The organism is Modestobacter sp. VKM Ac-2982, assembly GCF_026967935.1.
GTDB lineage: Bacteria > Actinomycetota > Actinomycetes > Mycobacteriales > Geodermatophilaceae > Modestobacter.
The window spans coordinates 198,044-213,776 of sequence record NZ_JAPVBL010000003.1; the positions used below are offsets into that span (position 1 = coordinate 198,044).

15 protein-coding genes and 1 pseudogene are annotated in these 15,733 nt (G+C 74.4%); 14 read left to right on the forward strand and 2 right to left on the reverse strand.

The genetic code is table 11. From position 1 onward, the window contains the following. Window positions 1–13: 13 nt before the first annotated feature. Window positions 14–874, reverse strand: coding sequence for a PaaX family transcriptional regulator (locus tag O2W20_RS11605; protein ID WP_269172468.1), 861 nt, complete (start codon window positions 872–874; stop codon window positions 14–16). A 226-nt stretch (window positions 875–1,100) separates the two neighbouring features. On the opposite strand from O2W20_RS11605, the gene O2W20_RS22790 reads away from it, so the two are divergent. From O2W20_RS22790 to O2W20_RS11665, 12 genes and pseudogenes are all read left to right on the forward strand, one after another. Beyond that, window positions 1,101–2,663: an ATP-binding cassette domain-containing protein gene (locus tag O2W20_RS22790; protein WP_269172467.1), complete on the forward strand. Its 1,563-nt coding sequence runs from the start codon at window positions 1,101–1,103 to the stop codon at window positions 2,661–2,663. A gap of 25 nt (window positions 2,664–2,688) precedes the next feature. After that, complete coding sequence (locus O2W20_RS11615) at window positions 2,689–3,582, forward strand: branched-chain amino acid ABC transporter permease (RefSeq protein ID WP_269172466.1); 894 nt, start codon at window positions 2,689–2,691, stop codon at window positions 3,580–3,582. Further along, the gene (locus O2W20_RS11620; protein WP_269172465.1) at window positions 3,575–4,786 is read left to right on the forward strand and encodes a branched-chain amino acid ABC transporter permease; all 1,212 of its coding nucleotides are present in this window, start codon (window positions 3,575–3,577) and stop codon (window positions 4,784–4,786) included. Before O2W20_RS11615 ends, O2W20_RS11620 begins: the two co-directional genes overlap by 8 nt. After that, window positions 4,783–6,048, forward strand: a complete 1,266-nt coding sequence (locus O2W20_RS11625) for an ABC transporter substrate-binding protein (RefSeq protein WP_269172464.1) — start codon at window positions 4,783–4,785, stop codon at window positions 6,046–6,048. Before O2W20_RS11620 ends, O2W20_RS11625 begins: the two co-directional genes overlap by 4 nt. Window positions 6,049–6,066: 18 nt before the next feature. Then, a complete protein-coding gene (locus O2W20_RS11630; protein ID WP_269172463.1) occupies window positions 6,067–7,602 on the forward strand; it encodes a class I adenylate-forming enzyme family protein in 1,536 nt (511 codons plus the stop codon). Further along, on the forward strand, window positions 7,599–8,369 hold the full coding sequence (locus O2W20_RS11635; protein WP_269172462.1) for a TIGR03084 family metal-binding protein: 771 nt from the start codon (window positions 7,599–7,601) through the stop codon (window positions 8,367–8,369). The genes O2W20_RS11630 and O2W20_RS11635 overlap by 4 nt, the downstream gene beginning before the upstream one ends. A gap of 78 nt (window positions 8,370–8,447) precedes the next feature. Further along, window positions 8,448–9,539 carry an aromatic ring-hydroxylating dioxygenase subunit alpha gene (locus tag O2W20_RS11640; protein WP_269172461.1) on the forward strand — a complete coding sequence of 364 codons (1,092 nt, stop codon included), beginning with the start codon at window positions 8,448–8,450 and terminating at the stop codon, window positions 9,537–9,539. Then, window positions 9,536–9,859 carry a hypothetical protein gene (locus O2W20_RS11645; RefSeq protein WP_269172460.1) on the forward strand — a complete coding sequence of 108 codons (324 nt, stop codon included), beginning with the start codon at window positions 9,536–9,538 and terminating at the stop codon, window positions 9,857–9,859. The genes O2W20_RS11640 and O2W20_RS11645 overlap by 4 nt, the downstream gene beginning before the upstream one ends. 60 nt (window positions 9,860–9,919) lie before the next feature. Then, window positions 9,920–10,954: pseudogene (locus tag O2W20_RS11650) on the forward strand (PDR/VanB family oxidoreductase); the annotation flags it as partial. Between the two features lie 17 nt (window positions 10,955–10,971). Beyond that, window positions 10,972–11,721 (forward strand): IclR family transcriptional regulator, encoded by a 750-nt coding sequence (locus O2W20_RS11655; protein ID WP_269172458.1) that lies wholly within the window; start codon window positions 10,972–10,974, stop codon window positions 11,719–11,721. Window positions 11,722–11,845: 124 nt separating this feature from the next. Beyond that, window positions 11,846–13,537 carry a PHP domain-containing protein gene (locus O2W20_RS11660; RefSeq protein ID WP_269172457.1) on the forward strand — a complete coding sequence of 564 codons (1,692 nt, stop codon included), beginning with the start codon at window positions 11,846–11,848 and terminating at the stop codon, window positions 13,535–13,537. Beyond that, window positions 13,537–14,133, forward strand: coding sequence for a hypothetical protein (locus tag O2W20_RS11665; RefSeq protein ID WP_269172456.1), 597 nt, complete (start codon window positions 13,537–13,539; stop codon window positions 14,131–14,133). The genes O2W20_RS11660 and O2W20_RS11665 overlap by 1 nt, the downstream gene beginning before the upstream one ends. Window positions 14,134–14,175: 42 nt before the next feature. On the opposite strand, the gene O2W20_RS11670 is transcribed toward O2W20_RS11665, so the two are convergent. Then, window positions 14,176–14,472, reverse strand: a complete 297-nt coding sequence (locus O2W20_RS11670) for a hypothetical protein (RefSeq protein WP_269172455.1) — start codon at window positions 14,470–14,472, stop codon at window positions 14,176–14,178. A gap of 100 nt (window positions 14,473–14,572) precedes the next feature. Here O2W20_RS11670 and O2W20_RS11675 point away from each other — a divergent pair, with 100 nt between their 5' ends. Beyond that, window positions 14,573–15,046, forward strand: coding sequence for an NUDIX domain-containing protein (locus O2W20_RS11675; protein WP_269172454.1), 474 nt, complete (start codon window positions 14,573–14,575; stop codon window positions 15,044–15,046). Further along, complete coding sequence (locus O2W20_RS11680) at window positions 15,043–15,717, forward strand: Pr6Pr family membrane protein (RefSeq protein ID WP_269172453.1); 675 nt, start codon at window positions 15,043–15,045, stop codon at window positions 15,715–15,717. The genes O2W20_RS11675 and O2W20_RS11680 overlap by 4 nt, the downstream gene beginning before the upstream one ends. Window positions 15,718–15,733: the final 16 nt, after the last annotated feature.

Below are 15,733 nucleotides of genomic sequence, written 5' to 3' on the forward strand. Positions count from 1 at the left end.
TGGGTGGGTGGGGTCACGGGCCGGGAGCGGCGCGGACCGCCCGGGTCAGGGCGGCCTCGGCCCCGGGCCGGAGGCCGGCGAACGTCCGCCGGTAGAGGTCGGTGCTGCGGGCGGCCGGCCAGTCCGGGCCGAGGTGGCGCGCGGGGAGCCCGGGGTCGGTGCCCAGCAGCCGGAGCCAGTCGGCGATGAGCAGGGTGGCCCGCCCCAGCTCGCTGAGGTCCTCCGGCGGTGCGGCCCACGCCTGGAGGAAGAGCTGGTGCGCGGCGAGCACGGCCGGGACGTCCCAGGCCCGGTGCACCAGCCCGTCGACGTCGGTGCCCGGCAGCGGCTGGGCCGCGAACCAGTCGGCCAGCCCGGTGGCGTCCTCGAGGCCGGCCTCGGCGAACACCTCGGCGACGTCGACCGTGCCCGGGGCGATCCACAGCCCGTCGCGCAGCCCGCCGAAGCCCGCCCACGCCAACCGGGAGCGCACCCGGTGCCGGAGGTCGCGGAGGCTCTCCGGCATCGAGTAGCTCAGCAGCGTCCAGCTGCCCTCCGAGTGCTCGAACGGGGTCGGGGAGTCGACCCGCCGGCCGGCCCGGCTCAGCACTCCCTCGCTCAGGGCAGTCAGCTGGTAGCGCGCGGTCCGCCCCACCTGCGACCGCTCCAGCAGGCCGCGGTGGGTCATCCGCTTGAGCGTGGCGCGGGCCGCGGCCTCGGTGACGCCGAGCTCCCCGAGCAGGTCGAGCAACACCACCGCCGGCAGCGGGGGCGTCTCCCGGCCCTGCACGAAACCGCCGAGGAAGCCCAGCAGCAACGACTGGGGCCGGTGCGGCCCGTCCGCCCCGCGGTCGGCCGGGGCCGGAGCCGCCTGGGGGCTCCCCGCTGCGTCCACGTCCGCAGGCGCCTCCACAGGTCCCACGTCCGCAGTCGCCTCCACTGTGCCCACGTCGGCAGTCGCCTCCACAGGTACCCCCCGTCCGAGCCACCGGACGGCGACTCGGGGACAAAGCTAGACAACTCCTTGACGCGCGTCGAGACCCTCTCTAGCTTTCGTGTGACACCGACCACGTCGGGCGAGCGCAGCTCGTCCCTCTCGGGAGCGACCAGGAAGGACTTCGATGGCCGAACCGCTGCTGAGCGTCGAGCACCTCGACGTCGCCTACGACGGCGCAGTCCAGGCATTGCGCGACGTGTCGCTGGAGGTCGCGGCCGGGTCGGTCGTCGCCGTCCTGGGCTCCAACGGTGCGGGGAAGACGTCGCTGCTGCGAGCGGTCTCCCGGGCCCTGGGCTCCTACGGCGGCGCGGTCACCGGCGGGACGATCCGCTACCAGGGCGTGGACCTCGCCGGGCTGGACACCTCCACGGTGGTCCGGCGCGGGTTGGTCCAGGTGCCCGAGGGGCGCCGCGTCTTCCGGGACCTCACCGTGGAGGAGAACCTGCGCGCCGGCGGGTTCACCGTCCGCGACGCCAAGGCCCGGGACGAGGCCCGGGACCGGGTCTTCGACCTCTTCCCGGTGCTCGCCGAGCGCCGCACCCAGCTCGGCGGGCTGCTGTCCGGCGGCCAGCAGCAGATGCTGGCGATGGGCCGGGCGCTGATGACCTCCCCGCAGCTGCTGCTGCTGGACGAGCCCTCGCTCGGCCTCGCCCCGCTGCTGGTCGACCAGATCGGCGAGATCGTCACCACGATCAACGCCCAGGGCACCGCCGTCCTCCTCATCGAGCAGAACGCGGTGATGGGCCTGCGGGTCGCCGACCGGGCCTACGTGCTCGAGGTGGGGCACGTGACCGCGTCCGGCAGCGCCGACGAGCTCGCGGCCAGCGACGACGTCCGGCAGCGCTACCTGGGGGCCACCGCGCCGGAGCGTCCCGCGGCCGTCGTCGTCACCGAGCCGGGGATCCCGACTGCCGAGGCGCCCAAACGGCTCGCCGTCGAAGGGCTGACCGTGCGGTTCGGCGGCATCGCCGCGCTGTCCGAGGTCTCCTTCGCCATCGAGCCCGGCACCGTCCACGCGCTGATCGGGCCGAACGGGGCGGGCAAGTCCACCTGCATCAACGTGCTCGGCGGCGCCTACCGGGCCACCGAGGGGCGGGTGACCTACGGCGAGGACGAGCTGACCGCGCTGCCCTCCCACCGGACCGCCGGGCTGGGCGTCGCGCGGACCTTCCAGAACATCTCGTTGGCCCTCGAGGACACCGTCGAGGACAACCTGCTGGTCGGCCGGCACCGGTTGATGCGCTCCGGCGTCCTGGCCAGTGCCCTGCGCACGCCCGGGGCCCGCCGCGAGGAGCGCGCCCACCGGTCGACCGTGCGCGACATCGCCGACCTCCTCGGCCTGGGCCCGCTGCTGCAGGTGCCCGTGCACAGCCTGTCCTACGGCAACCGCAAGCGCGTCGAGATGGGCCGGGCCCTGGCCGCCCGCCCGTCCCTGCTGCTGCTGGACGAGCCGGTCGCCGGCATGACCCACGGGGAGTCGCAGGAGATGGCCGAGACCATCCGCCAGGTGCGCCGGGACCTGGGGCTGTCGGTCCTGCTCGTCGAGCACGACATGCCCTTCGTGATGGGGCTGGCCGAGCAGGTCACCGTCCTCGACTTCGGCAAGAAGATCGCCGAGGGCACCCCGGCCGAGGTCCAGCGCGACCCCGAGGTGCTCCGGGCCTACCTCGGGGCGTCGGCAGCGTGAACGGCAGCGGAGCGGAGACCCCGAGATGAGCTACTTCCTCACCCAGGTCCTCAACGGCCTGTCCTACGGGCTGGTGCTGAGCCTGATCGCCGCCGGGTTCGCCATCGTCTTCACCTCGACCGGGGTGCTGAACTTCGCGCACGGCTCGATCGTGCTGCTGGGCGCCTACCTGGTCGCGGTCCTGCACCCGACGATCGGCTTCTGGCCCGCGATGCTGGTGGCGCTGTTCGGTGCGGCGCTGGTCGGGGTGCTGATCAACGCACTCCTGGTGCGCAACCTGGCCGATCCCACCCCCGGGGCCGCGGCCATCCTCATGCTCGGGGTGGACATCGTGCTGCTCACCGAGCTGACCCGGCGGATCGGCAACCAGGTGCTCCCGGTCGGCGCGCCGTGGGGGGCCTCGGTGGTCCGCTTCGGCGAGATCGCGCTGCCCACCGGACGGGTGGTGGCGGCCGGGGTGACGGTGGTCGCGTTCGCCGCCCTCTGGTACCTCTTCTCCCGCACCGACCTCGGTGTGGGCATGCGCGCCGCCGCCGCCGACGGCCCGACCGCCTCGCTGATGGGCATCCGGCTGTCCCGCACCGCGGCCACCGGCTGGGCGCTGGCCGGGGTGCTCGCCGCGGTCGCCGGCGTCTTCCTCACCTCCTTCCCCTCGCCAGGCGTCGCCCCGACGGTCGCGCTCAGCGCCTTCGCGGCGATCCCGGCGTGGGTGCTCGGCGGGTTCGACTCGGTGCCCGGCGCCGTCGTCGGCGGCCTGCTCATCGGGCTCACCAGTGCCCTGGTCACCGGCTACGAGGGCGACCTCGAGCACTTCCTGGGCACCGGATTCGGCGAGGTCGCGCCGTACGTGGTCATGATCGTCGTCCTGCTCGTGCGGCCCTCGGGCCTGCTGGGCAGCAAGGAGGCCGTCCGTGTCTGATCTCCTCCGTCGGCTCGGCGGTCTCGCGCTCCTCGTCGTCGCCCTCGCGCTGCCCCTGGTGCTGAACGACTTCTGGCTGCAGACCGGGCTGTTCGTGATGGCCGCGGCCATCGGCGCGGTCGGGCTCACCCTGCTGGTCGGCGTCGCCGGTCAGCTGTCACTGGGGCACGCGGCCTTCGCCGCGATCGGCGCCTACGTGTACGCCTGGTCCACCGGGGAGACGACGACGTCGGTCACCGGCGCCGGCCTGCCGCCGGCGGTGGGCTTGGCGCTGGCCGCGCTCGTCGCCGCGGGGGTGGGGGCGGCCTTCTCGCCGGTGGCCGGCCGGCTGCGGGGCATCTACCTGGGGCTGGCCACCCTGGGGCTGGTCTTCATCGTCCGGCACCTGCTGCTCAACCTCACCGACTGGACCGGTGGGTTCACCGGCCGGTCGGTCGAGTCCTTCGCGCTCGGCGGGTTCAGCTTCAGCAACTCCGACCCCGACTACCTCGCCGTGGGCGGCGTGGAGTTCGAGGGGCTGCACCGGCTCTGGTACCTCTTCCTCCTGCTCGCGGTCGTGGCCTGCTGGCTGGCCGGGAACCTGCGCGCGAGCCGCACCGGCCGGGCCTGGGCCAACGTCCGTGACTCCGAGACGGCGGCAGCCGCCATGGGCATCGGGGTGGCCCGGGCGAAGGCGGCGGCCTTCGTCGTCTCCTCCGCCTACGCCGGGACCGCCGGCGCGATGCTGGCACTCGCCTACGGGCGGGTCGCGCCGGACGTCTTCTCCCTGACCGCGTCGGTCGACTTCCTGGTGATGATCGTCCTGGGCGGGCTGGGCTCGGTGGCCGGCGCGGTCGTCGGCGCGCTGTTCGTGACCGCGCTGCCGCTCGTGCTGGCCGAGTACAGCTCGGCGCTGCCCTTCCTCGCCGCCCCCGGTTCGGGCGGCCTGGACCCCTCGACGGCCTCCCGGATCGTCTACGGGCTGGCGATCATCGCCGTCCTGGTCTTCCTCCGCGGCGGCCTCGCCGGCGCCGGTCGTCGACTCCGGCACCGGCTCGGGGGCGGCGGTCCCTCCGGCGACGCCGGCACCACCGACCCGGACACCTCCGGTCCCGGACCCACCGGCCGCACCGCCCCAGCCTCCGGCACCACCGACCCCAGCACCCCAGACGGCAGCCACCCGGCCGCGGTCACCCACCCCCGGTCGAAGGAGACCACCCGATGAAGCACCTGCCCCGCACCTGTGCGCTGACCGCCGCGGCCGTCACGATGCTCTCGCTGGCCGCCTGCAGCACCACGGACCCGAACGCGTCGGGCGAGGGCGGCGGTGGGGAGGGTGACGTGACCACCGGCAGCGGGGTCACCGACTCCGAGATCACCGTCGGCATGCTCACCGACCTGTCGGGGCCGTTCGCCGCCGGCGCCGCGGTGCAGGTCACCCAGACCAACGCCTACTGGGACCAGGTCAACGCCGACGGCGGGGTCTGCGACCGGGACGTCGTGGTCGACGTGCAGGACCACGGCTACGACCCCCAGCGCGCGGTCACCCTCTACCGGAGCATGGCGCCGGACGTCATCGCCCTGCAGCAGGTCCTCGGCGGCCCGACCAGCGCGGCCGTGCTGCCGCTCGCCGAGCAGGACGACGTGTACGTCGGCGGCGTCGGGTGGACCGGCTCCGCGCTGCAGTACGAGAACAACCAGCTCCCCGGTGCCAGCTATGCCGTCGAGGCCGCCAACGCCGTCGACTACCTGGTCGACGAGCTCGGGGTGCCCGAGGGCGGCCGCATCGGCGTCGTCTACTTCGCCGGGGACTACGGCGGGGACGCCCTGGCGGGGGCCGAGCACGCCGCGGAGGAGCGGGGTGTGGAGATCGTCGCCCAGGAGATCACCTCGCAGACCACCGACCTGTCCGCGCAGGCCTCGGCGCTGGTCCAGGCCGACGTGGCCGGCGTCGTGCTCGCCGCCGCGCCCACCCAGCTCGCCTCGCTGGCCGGGGTGCTGGCCACCCAGGGGGCCGACATCCCGATCGTCGGGATGAACCCGACGTTCAACCCCTCGCTGCTGGGCAGCCCGGTCGCGGACGCGCTGCTGGCCAACGCCTACAGCATCACCAGCGTGGCGCCGTACGCCTCGGACGCCCCGGGTGTCCAGGCCGCCAACGAGCTCTATGCCTCCGTCGCCCCCGACGGTGACGTGGGCTGGGAGGTCCCGCTGGCCTACGTCCAGGGCGAGCTGCTCCGGCAGGCGCTCGAGGGCGCCTGCGAGTCCGGGGAGCTGACCCCGGAGGGCGTCGTCGCCGCGCTGCAGGAGAGCTCGTCGGTGGACACCGACGGTCTGCTGCCCGACGGGCTGGACTACTCCCAGCCCGGGCAGTCGCCCACCACGACCGTCTACGTCTCCAAGGTGGACGCCGACGCCGAGGCCGGCCTGGCGCTGCTGGAGGAGTTCAGCGGCCCCAGCGCGGAGTCCTTCTCCTACGGGGGCTGAGCGGTGCCGGCGCTGGCGGTGAGCGAGCTGCGGTCGCCGGGCGTCGACCCGGGGGAGGGCGTGCTCGGCGACGTCCTCTCCCGGGCGGTCCGGGAGGGACCCGAGGACCTGCTGCTGAGCACGCCGGCCACCGGCGAGACCTGGACGGCGGCACAGCTGCTGGCCGACGCCCGGGCGGTGGCCGCCGGGCTGCTCCGCGACCGGGCCCCCGGTGCCCGGATCGCCACGTGCCTGGGCAACGGGCCGGCGCCGGTGCTGCTGCAACTGGGCGTCGCCCTGGCCGGGATGACCCTTGTGCCGGTCAACCCCCGGTCCCGGCCCGCCGAGCTCGAACACGCGCTCCGGCTCTCCGGCGCGGCCTGCGTCTTCGCCGCCGAGGACGTCGCCGGCAACCCGGTGGCGGACCTCTGTGCGGCCGTCGCCGGCGTCGAGGTCGTCCGGGTCGGCGCCGACTGGCGGGCCGCCCTGCCGGAGGCCGTGCCGGGGGAGCTGCCGGTCGTCGACCCCGAGAGCCTCGCCCAGGTGCAGTTCACCTCCGGCACCACCGGCCGGGCCAAGGGCGTGCGGATCACCCACCGCGCCATGGTCGTCACCGGGCACGCCTTCGCCGAGCGGCTGGGGCCCACCGCCGGCCGGACCTGGTGCAACCCGATGCCGCTGTTCCACACCGCGGGCAACGTGCTCGGGGTGGTCGGGGCGTTGTGGGCCCGGGCCGAGCACGTCGTCCTGCCGTTCGCGCCGGGACCGGTGCTGCAGGCGCTGGCCGATCGCCGGGTGACCATGCTGTCGGCCGCCCCCACCCTGCTGGACCTGCTGGCCGCCCAGGGCCCGCCCGGGCTGCCCGACCTGCGGGTGCTGTTCACCGGCGGGATGACGGTGACGCCGGCCTTCGTCGACCGGGTGGAGCAGGTGTTCGACGCGCGGCTGTCGATCACCTTCGGCATGACCGAGACCTGCGGTGCGGTGCTGCAGACCGCGCCGACCGACCCCGATCCGGTGCGCCGGGAGACCGTCGGGGCGCCCCTGGCCGGCACTGACGTGCGGATCGCCGGTCCGGACGGCGACGCCGTGCCGCCCGGGACGCCGGGGGAGCTGTGGGTGCGCGGCGAGCGGATCACCCGCGGCTACCTGGACGACCCGGCCGCGACCGCCGCGGCCATCGACGCCGACGGCTGGCTGCACACCGGCGACCTGGCCGAGATGGACGCCGGTGGTGCCTGCCGGGTCGTCGGCCGGCTCAAGGACATGATCAAGACCGGCGGGGAGAACGTGTCCCCGGTCGAGGTCGAGGAGGTGCTGGCCGAGCACTCGGACGTCGCCCGGGCCGCCGTGGTCGGGGTGCCGGACGAACGGTGGGGAGAGCTGGTGGTGGCCTTCGTCGTCCCGGCGGGCGGCCGCGACCCGCACCCGGACGAGCTGACCGCGCACTGCCGGGAGCGGCTGTCGCCGTTCAAGGTGCCGCGCTCGTGGCGGGTCGTGGACGAGCTGCCGATGACCGCCTCGGCCAAGGTGCAGCGCGCCGAGCTCCGGCGGCTCGCCGCCGAGCCGTCGTGAGGAGCGGCTTGCTGGCCGACCTGGCCGCCGAGGGCGCCGCGCTGGAGGAGCTCCTCGGCACGCTCGCGCTCGCGGACTGGGCCCGCCCCACCCCGGCGGCCGGGTGGACCGTCGCCCACCAGGTCGCCCACCTGGCCTGGACCGACGAGGTCGCCCTGCTGGCCGCCGCGGACCCCGCCGCGTTCGCCGTCCGGGCGGCCGGGGAGCCGGCCGACGCCGTGCTGCGCGGGGCCGAGGAGGGGGCGGCCGACCCGCCCGCGGTCCTGCTGGCCCGGTGGCGGACCGGCCGGGTGGCCCTCGCCCAGGCCCTCGCGGCCGTGCCCGACGGCACCCGGCTGCCCTGGTTCGGCCCGCCGATGAGCGCGGCGTCGATGGCCACGGCCCGGCTGATGGAGACCTGGGCGCACGGCGTGGACGTCGGGGACGCCCTCGGCCGCACGCCCTGCCCCTCCGCCCGGCTCGACCACGTCGCCCACCTCGGCGTGCGCACCCGGGCGTTCGCCTTCGCCGCGCACGGCCGCCCGGCGCCGACGGCCCCAATCCGGGTGGAGCTGACCCGTGCGGACGGCTCGCGCTGGACCGAGGGCCCGCCGGACGCCGCGCAGTCGGTCACCGGGCCACTGCTGGACTTCTGCCTGCGGGTGGTCCAGCGCCGTCCCCGGGCCGCCCTGTCCCTCGTCGCCGTCGGGCCGGACGCCGACGCGTGGCTCGACGTGGCGCAGGCGTTCGCCGGCCCGCCGGGACGGGGCAGCGACGGGCTTCCGTGAGGCGGAAGGAGTGCTGCTCTCCACCGTGACTGCCGTCACGCTGGGGGAGTCGAAGAGGACACCAGCGGGAGGAAGACCATGACGTCGATCGTCCGGAACCAGTGGTACGTGGCCGCCTACGGCCGCGAGGTGGGCCGCGAGCTGTTCAGCCGCACGATCTGCGGGGAGTCGATCCTCTTCTGGCGGACAGAGGCCGGCGAGGTCACCGCGATGAGCGACCGCTGCGTGCACCGCCGGTTCCCGCTCTCCCAGGAGCCCAGCCACCTGGTCGGCGACACCGTCGTCTGCGGGTACCACGGCTTCACCTACGGCGCCGACGGCGGCTGTGTGGCCGTGCCCGGCCAGACCCGGGTGCCGCGCACCGCCCGGCTGAAGAGCTACCCGGTGGTGGAGCAGGACAGCTTCGTCTGGGTGTTCATCGGCGACGCCGAGAAGGCGGAGGGCGCCACGATCCCGCGGGCACCGTGGCTGGCCCAGGACGGCTGGACGACGGTCAGCGGCATGGAGCCGCTCGCCGCGCGGGCCAGCCTGCTGGTGGACAACCTGATGGACCTCTCGCACGAGACCTACCTGCACGGCGGGTACATCGGGACGCCGGAGGTGGCGAACACCCCGATCACCACCGAGGTCGACGACGCCGCCGGGGTCGTCTACGTCAGCCGGCACATGGCCGACGCGGAGTGCCCGCCGTTCTACGCCAAGAGCACCGGCATCACCGGCCGGATCACCCGCTGGCAGGACATCGAGTTCACCCCGCCCTGCCTGTACAAGCTGCACAGCCGGATCGCCCCGGTCGGGGTGCTGCCGAACGACGACGGCACCGACCCGGACGCCTTCCACGTCGAGGTGGTCTACGCGATCACCCCGGAGACGGAGTCGACCACGCACGACTTCTGGGCCGTTGCCCGCGACTTCGCCCTGGACGACGAGGGGGTGTCGGAGTTCCTGCGGGAGAGCAACCGCACCGTCGTCCTGCAGGACGTCGTCGCGCTCGACGTGCTGGAGAAGGTGCTGACCGGCGAGCCGGACGGCTACCAGGAGCTCTCCATCAACATCGACACCGGTGGCCTGGCCGCCCGGCGGATCATTGCCCGGCTCGCGGCCGAGGGCGCCGGCGAGCAGGCACCGGCCACCCCGCCGGCCCGCACCCCCGCGGCGGCCACCCGGTGACCGGCGTCCCCACGCCGCGCGATGGGTCGGTCACCCGGCAACAGCCGGAGCTGCCCGCGCCGCGCCAGGTGCTCGAGGGGGAGCGGGTGCTGCGGGTGAACTGGCTGCCCGGCTCCGACCGCCTGCGCGGCCTGTGCCACTGCGGCGCGGAGGCCGAGGCGTCGGACCCGGTGGAGATGTGGGAGTGGCTGCTGGCCCACCCCGACCACCCGGCGGACGGCCCGACCGAGCCCCCGGCAACGGGCCCGCTGCCAGTACCCCCGGCCCACCTGGTGACCGACCCGTTGACGATCACCCGCCGGACCCCCGTCCCCGCCTGACGCCCCTTCCGCGACAGCCCCCTTCCGCGACAGGCACAGGAAGCCATCCACCCAGTTTCTCGGCCGAGAGTGGGTGAAGAGCCTCCTGTGCCTCGCCGTGCCACGACGAGGAGAGCAGTGCACAGCACCCATGACGAGGTCGACCTGCGGCTGCAGGTGGCCCGGCGGACGACGGGCGCCGAGGGCGTCGTCGTGCTCGAACTGCGCGACCCGACCGGGGCCGACCTGCCGGCCTGGTCGCCCGGCGCGCACATCGACCTGCTGCTGCCCGGCGGGCTGACCCGGCAGTACTCGCTGTGCGGCGACCCGCACGACCGGGCGGTCTGGCAGATCGGGGTGCTCCGGGAGCCCGCCGGCCGGGGTGGCTCGGCGCTGGTGCACGACCAGGTGCAGGAGGGCGCGGAGGTCGACGTCCGGGGGCCGCGGAACCACTTCGAGCTGGTGCCCGCCCCGCGGTACGTGTTCCTCGCCGGGGGCATCGGCATCACCCCGATCCTGCCGATGGCCGCCGCCGCCGAGGAGGCCGGCGCCACCTGGGAGTTCCACTACGGCGGGCGCACCCGGACGTCGATGGCCTTCCTCGAGGCGCTGCAGGCGCTGGAGGCGAAGACCGGGCACGGCCTGCGGGTCACGCTGCACCCGCAGGACGAGGTGGGGCTGATCGACCTCGACCGCATCCTGGGCACCCCGCAGCCGGACACGAAGGTGTACTGCTGCGGCCCCGAGCCGCTGCTGGCCGCGGTGGAACAGCGCTGCGCCGACTGGCCGCCCGGGGCGCTGCACGTGGAACGATTCGCCCCGAAGGAGCAGGGCGAGCGGGTGCTCAGCGGCGACTTCGACGTCGAGCTGACGCTGTCGGGCGCGACGCTGACCGTCCCGCCGGACAAGTCGATCCTGCAGGTCGTGGAGGAGGCGGGCATCCCGGTCCTCTCCTCGTGCCAGGAGGGGACGTGCGGCACGTGCGAGACCGGAGTGCTGGAGGGGACCGTCGACCACCGCGACTCGCTGCTGACCCCGGAGGAGCAGGCGGCGAACGACACGATGTTCATCTGCGTCTCCCGAGCCGCGTGTCCCAAGCTGGTCCTGGAGCTCTGAGCCCGGCCGGGCCGGCGGTGCGGCGGACGGCGGGCAGCAAGCTGCTCGCCGTCCTCGACGCGTTCACCCGGGACCGGCGCGCGCTGACCCTCTCCGAGATCGCCCGCGCCACCGACGTCCCGTTGTCGACCGCGCACCGGCTGATCGCCGAGCTCTGCAGCTGGGGTGGGCTCGAGCGCGACCCGGACGGCCGGTACCGGGTGGGGTTGCGGCTGTGGGAGCTCGGCGCGCTGGCGCCGCGCGGTCTGGGCCTGCGGGAGGCGGCCCTGCCGTTCATGGAGGACCTCTACGAGGTGACCCACGAGAACGTCCAGCTGGCGGTCCGGGACGGCGTCGAGGTGGTCTTCGTCGAGCGGTTCGCCGCCCGGGACGCGGTCGCGGTCTACACCGAGGTCGGGGGTCGCTTCGCGCTGCCGCCGACCGGCGTCGGGCTGGTGCTGCTCGCGCACGCACCGGCCGAGGTGCAGGAGCAGGTGCTGGCCGCGCCGCTGCGCCGGTACACCGCGCAGACGATCACCGACCCGGTGCAGCTGCGCCGGGTCCTGGCCGAGGTCCGTCGTGCCGGGGTGGCGGTCAGCGACCGGCAGGTGACCGACGACGCGGTCTCGGTGGCTGCGCCGATCTCCGCCCGCGGCGAGGTGGTCGCGGCGCTGTCGATCGTGGTGCGGGGCAGCTCTCCGGCCGCCGTCCGGCCGATGGCGCCCGGCGTCCGGGCCGCCGCCCGAGCGATCAGCCGCACCCTGGCCGAAGGCCCGGCCGAGGGCTGAGGTACGGCGCGCTACCGGACTCCCGGAGTTCTCCCGATGATCGTCTTGGTGTCACCCGTTGGTCTGCACCGGCGACGGAGAGTTCCCGCGACAGATGCAGCACGGACTATGCGGGAGCGCCTCGATGAGCCACGACCACGACCACCCCCACCACCACGACCACGACCACGGCCACTCGCACGGTGCGGTCTCCGGCGTGGAGGGCACCTGGGCCGACCCGCAGGCCGACGACCCGTTGTCGGTGTCGCGTCGCGCCTTCCTGGCGACCACCGCGGTCGTGGCCGGTGCCGCTGCCGGGCTGGGCAGCGCCGTCACCGGCGTGGGCCAGGGGGTCGCAGCTGCCGCCGGCGCCGGGACGACGGCGAACGCCTGGACCGGGCGCACCCGGTACTACGCCGGCGACCACCACATCCACACCAAGTACTCGCCGGACGCGCAGTACGACGTGGCGACGCAGGTCATCAAGGGCCGGCAGTACGGCCTGGACTGGATGGTCATCACCGACCACGGTGGCGTCGCGCACCAGAAGCTCTCGATCGACAAGATCACCCCGGAGATCGAGAAGGTCCGCCGGCAGTACGCGGGCACGATGATCTACCAGGGCCTGGAGTGGAACATCCCGGGCGCCGAGCACGCCACGGTCATGCTGCCCCCGGGCAGCGCGACCGTCGACATCCTGAAGGCCTTCGAGGCCGGCTACGACGGCAGCGCGCTGGCGGCCAAGGGCGTGACCGGCGACGTGGAGCCCTACGCCATCGACGCGCTGAAGTACCTGGACAACCAGGTGCGCAACCGGCGCACCGAGATCGCGCTGATGTTCGCCAACCACCCGAGCCGGCAGGGCATCGACAGCCCGCACGAGCTGCGCAACTGGCGGGACGCCGCCCCGCAGGTCGCCGTGGGCATGGAGGGCGCGCCCGGTCACCAGGCCGCCGGCATCCCGACGTCGCAGGGCGGTCCCGGCAGCGGCCGCGGCTACTACGACAACGCCGGCACCAACCCCACCCGCTTCCTGGCGTACCCGCCGGAGTCCTACCGCACCTTCGGTGGCTTCGACTGGATGACCGCCACCGTCGGTGGCCTCTGGGACTCGCTGCTGGCCGAGGGCAAGCCCTGGTGGGTCACCGCGACGTCGGACTCGCACCGGGTCTTCCGGGACACCCGCATCCAGGGGCCGCTGGACTTCAACGCCAACGGCACCAAGGGCGACGCGGTCGACACCGGCCGCCCGATCACCCAGTACGGCGACTTCTGGCCGGGCCAGTACAGCAGCACCCTGGTGGGGTCGGACTCCCGCTCCTACGTCGGGATCATGCAGGGCCTGCAGGCCGGCAAGGTCGTGGCCGTGCACGGCCGGATCATCGAGGCCCTCGACGTGCGGGTCCGCTCGGCGAAGGACGGCGACCCGCAGGGCGCCACGCTCGGCGGCCGCACCTGGGTGCGCCGCGGTGGTGACGTCACGGTGACCATCACGGTCAAGGTGGCCGGTGGCGCCAACGCCAACGGCGACGTGCCCAAGCTGGCCAAGGTCGACCTGATCAGCGGCCCGGTCACCGGCGAGGCGAGCGACCGGGACCGGTTCACCGCCCCGGAGACCGCCGTGGCCAAGACCTTCGAGGTCGGTCGCGGCCGGGCGCAGTGGACGTTCGAGCACACGTTCACGAACGTGGAGCGGTCCTTCTACGTGCGCCTGCGGGGCAGCGATGGCAACCAGCTGGACGCCAACGGCAACCCGCCCATGGACGTCGTCGGGGACGCGAACCCGTGGGAGGACCTCTGGTTCTACGCCAACCCGGTCTTCGTCGACGCCGTCTGATGACCACCTCGCTGACGGCGGTCTGGTGGGGCGGGGCGCCGGTGGACGACCAGATCGCCGACGCCCACCTCCTGGCGGCGGTCGACGAGGCGCTGTCCGGCTCGGGAGCCGAGGCGGAGCTGGTCTGCACCCATGTGGGCAGCTCCGCCCCGGCGGCCCGGATCGGCGTCTCGGTCCGGCTGACCGGGGAGCCCGCCGACCCGGCGGCGACCCGGTCGGCGCTGGCCCGGGCGCTGGCCGGCCCGGTGGTGGCCGCGGACACCGACGAGGCCGAGATCGTCGGCCCGGCCCGGACGGCGCTGCTCGAGGCCGGGGCCGGTGACGCCGGTCGGGCGATCCGCTTCCCGGGCTCGGCCTCGGTCACCGGGCGGCTCTCCGTGGCCGACCTGATCGCTGCCACCGCAATCGACCAGGTCGTCGGGATCGGCGTGGAGCCCACCGGCACCGACGTCGTGGACACCGGGCCGAACGGGTTCCTGCGGCCGCAGTTCTCCGGCGGTCGGCTGGCTCTGCTGGTCGAGCGAGCGGCCGGGGGCGTGCTCCAGCCGTTCGAGATCGAGAGCCCGCACCAGTGCTGCGAGGGCGGCGGCCACTGAACACCCCGGGCGACAGAGACGGCCATCTCTGTCGCCCGGGACTCAGATCGCGGAGGTGGCGAAGCCGATCTCCTTGTCGGTGACGCACGCCGGGAACGTCTCGAACACCTGGGCCCGCTCGGGGGAGTGGTGGTAGACGTCCTCCACCCGGCGGAACTCGTCCTGGTCGCCGTCGTGTGCGACGGCCCAGGTGAACGTCTGGTGCTCCTCGTCGGCCAGGGCGAACAGCACCCGGAAGCCGTACTGTTCGCGCACCGGCAGCAGGGTCGGGAACCAGGCCAGGAAGTCGGCCATCCGGCCCGGTTCCAGCACGTATCGGCGCAGTTGCACGGTCTCCATGGCGTCATCCTGCCCGCCGCGCCGGCGCCGAGCGGGCGGGGAGGTCCTCGTCGGCGGGCTGCCGGAGCGGCGCGGTCGCGCCCCACGGCACACTGTCGGTGTGCGCTCCCCGACGGATGGCTGGACGACCTGCGCCCTGGGCCACCGGCACTGGGGGCTGGCCGGCGCGGCCGGCCTGCTGCTGCACCGGCCGGGCGCCGCCGGGATCGAGCTGCTCCTGCAGTTGCGGGTCGAGTGGTCGCACCACGGCGGCACCTGGGGCACCCCGGGCGGTGCGCTGCACCCGCAGGAGTCCCCGGCCGACGGCGCGCTGCGCGAGGCCGGCGAGGAGCTCGGGTTGCGCCCGGCGGACGTCGTCCTGGGCGTGGAGTCCGTCGACGACCACGGCGGCTGGGTCTACACCACCGTCCTGGCCACGCCCGCCGCCGCCCTCGAGCCCGACGACCTCGCACTGAACGAGGAGAGCGCGGGCGTCGGCTGGTTCCCGCTGGACGCGTTGCCGGTGCTCCACCCGGGGCTCGCCGCTGCCCTGCCGGTGCTCGTGCGCACGTTGACCGGCTCCGACGCCCCATGACCGGACGGCAGACCGCGGCCCGGGTCCACTGGACGGTGCTGGCCCTCGTCGTCGGGGCGTGCCTCGCGACGTCCCTGACGCGCACCCTGATCGAGACGGCGGGCGGCCGCACCACCGTGGTGACGGAGCTGATCCGGTGGCTGAGCCTGTTCACCGTCGTGAGCAACGTGCTCGTGCTGGCCGCGGCGACGTCCTTGGCGATCGACCCGGTGCGTTCCGGCCGGCTCTGGCGGGTGCTGCTGCTCGACGCCCTGCTGGCCATCACGGTCACCGGGTTGGTCTTCTCGGTCCTGCTCTCGCCGACCGTCGACCCCACCGGCGTGACCGTGTGGACGAACCTGGTGCTGCACTACCTGTCACCGCTGGCCATGGTGGTCGGCTGGCTGGTCTTCGGGCCGCGGCCGCGGATCACCGGTGGCACGGTCGCCTGGGCGATGGTCTTCCCGGTGGCTTGGATCGGCTGGACGATGTGGCACGGCGCGCAGAGCCGCTGGTACCCCTACTTCTTCCTCGACGCCCGCGACCTGGGTCTCACGATCGCGCTGCGGAACACCGCCTTCGTCGTGCTCCTGGCGCTGATGTTCCTGCTGCTCTACTGGGCGGCCGACCGGTGGCTGCCGGCGACCCCCGACCGCCCCCGCGAGCCACAGAAAGCCGCCATGAGGGGCTGACGACGGGCGGGGTCGT

What these genes read in the sequence shown, in the direction of transcription:
- O2W20_RS22790 (WP_269172467.1), top strand. Translation starts at nt 1,101, where the DNA reads ATGGCCGAACCGCTGCTGAGCGTCGAGCACCTCGACGTCGCCTACGAC.
- O2W20_RS11615 (WP_269172466.1), top strand. Translation starts at nt 2,689, where the DNA reads ATGAGCTACTTCCTCACCCAGGTCCTCAACGGCCTGTCCTACGGGCTG.
- O2W20_RS11625 (WP_269172464.1), top strand. Translation starts at nt 4,783, where the DNA reads ATGAAGCACCTGCCCCGCACCTGTGCGCTGACCGCCGCGGCCGTCACG.
- O2W20_RS11640 (WP_269172461.1), top strand. Translation starts at nt 8,448, where the DNA reads ATGACGTCGATCGTCCGGAACCAGTGGTACGTGGCCGCCTACGGCCGC.
- O2W20_RS11660 (WP_269172457.1), top strand. Translation starts at nt 11,846, where the DNA reads ATGAGCCACGACCACGACCACCCCCACCACCACGACCACGACCACGGC.
- O2W20_RS11665 (WP_269172456.1), top strand. Translation starts at nt 13,537, where the DNA reads ATGACCACCTCGCTGACGGCGGTCTGGTGGGGCGGGGCGCCGGTGGAC.
- O2W20_RS11670 (WP_269172455.1), bottom strand. Translation starts at nt 14,472, where the DNA reads ATGGAGACCGTGCAACTGCGCCGATACGTGCTGGAACCGGGCCGGATG.
- O2W20_RS11680 (WP_269172453.1), top strand. Translation starts at nt 15,043, where the DNA reads ATGACCGGACGGCAGACCGCGGCCCGGGTCCACTGGACGGTGCTGGCC.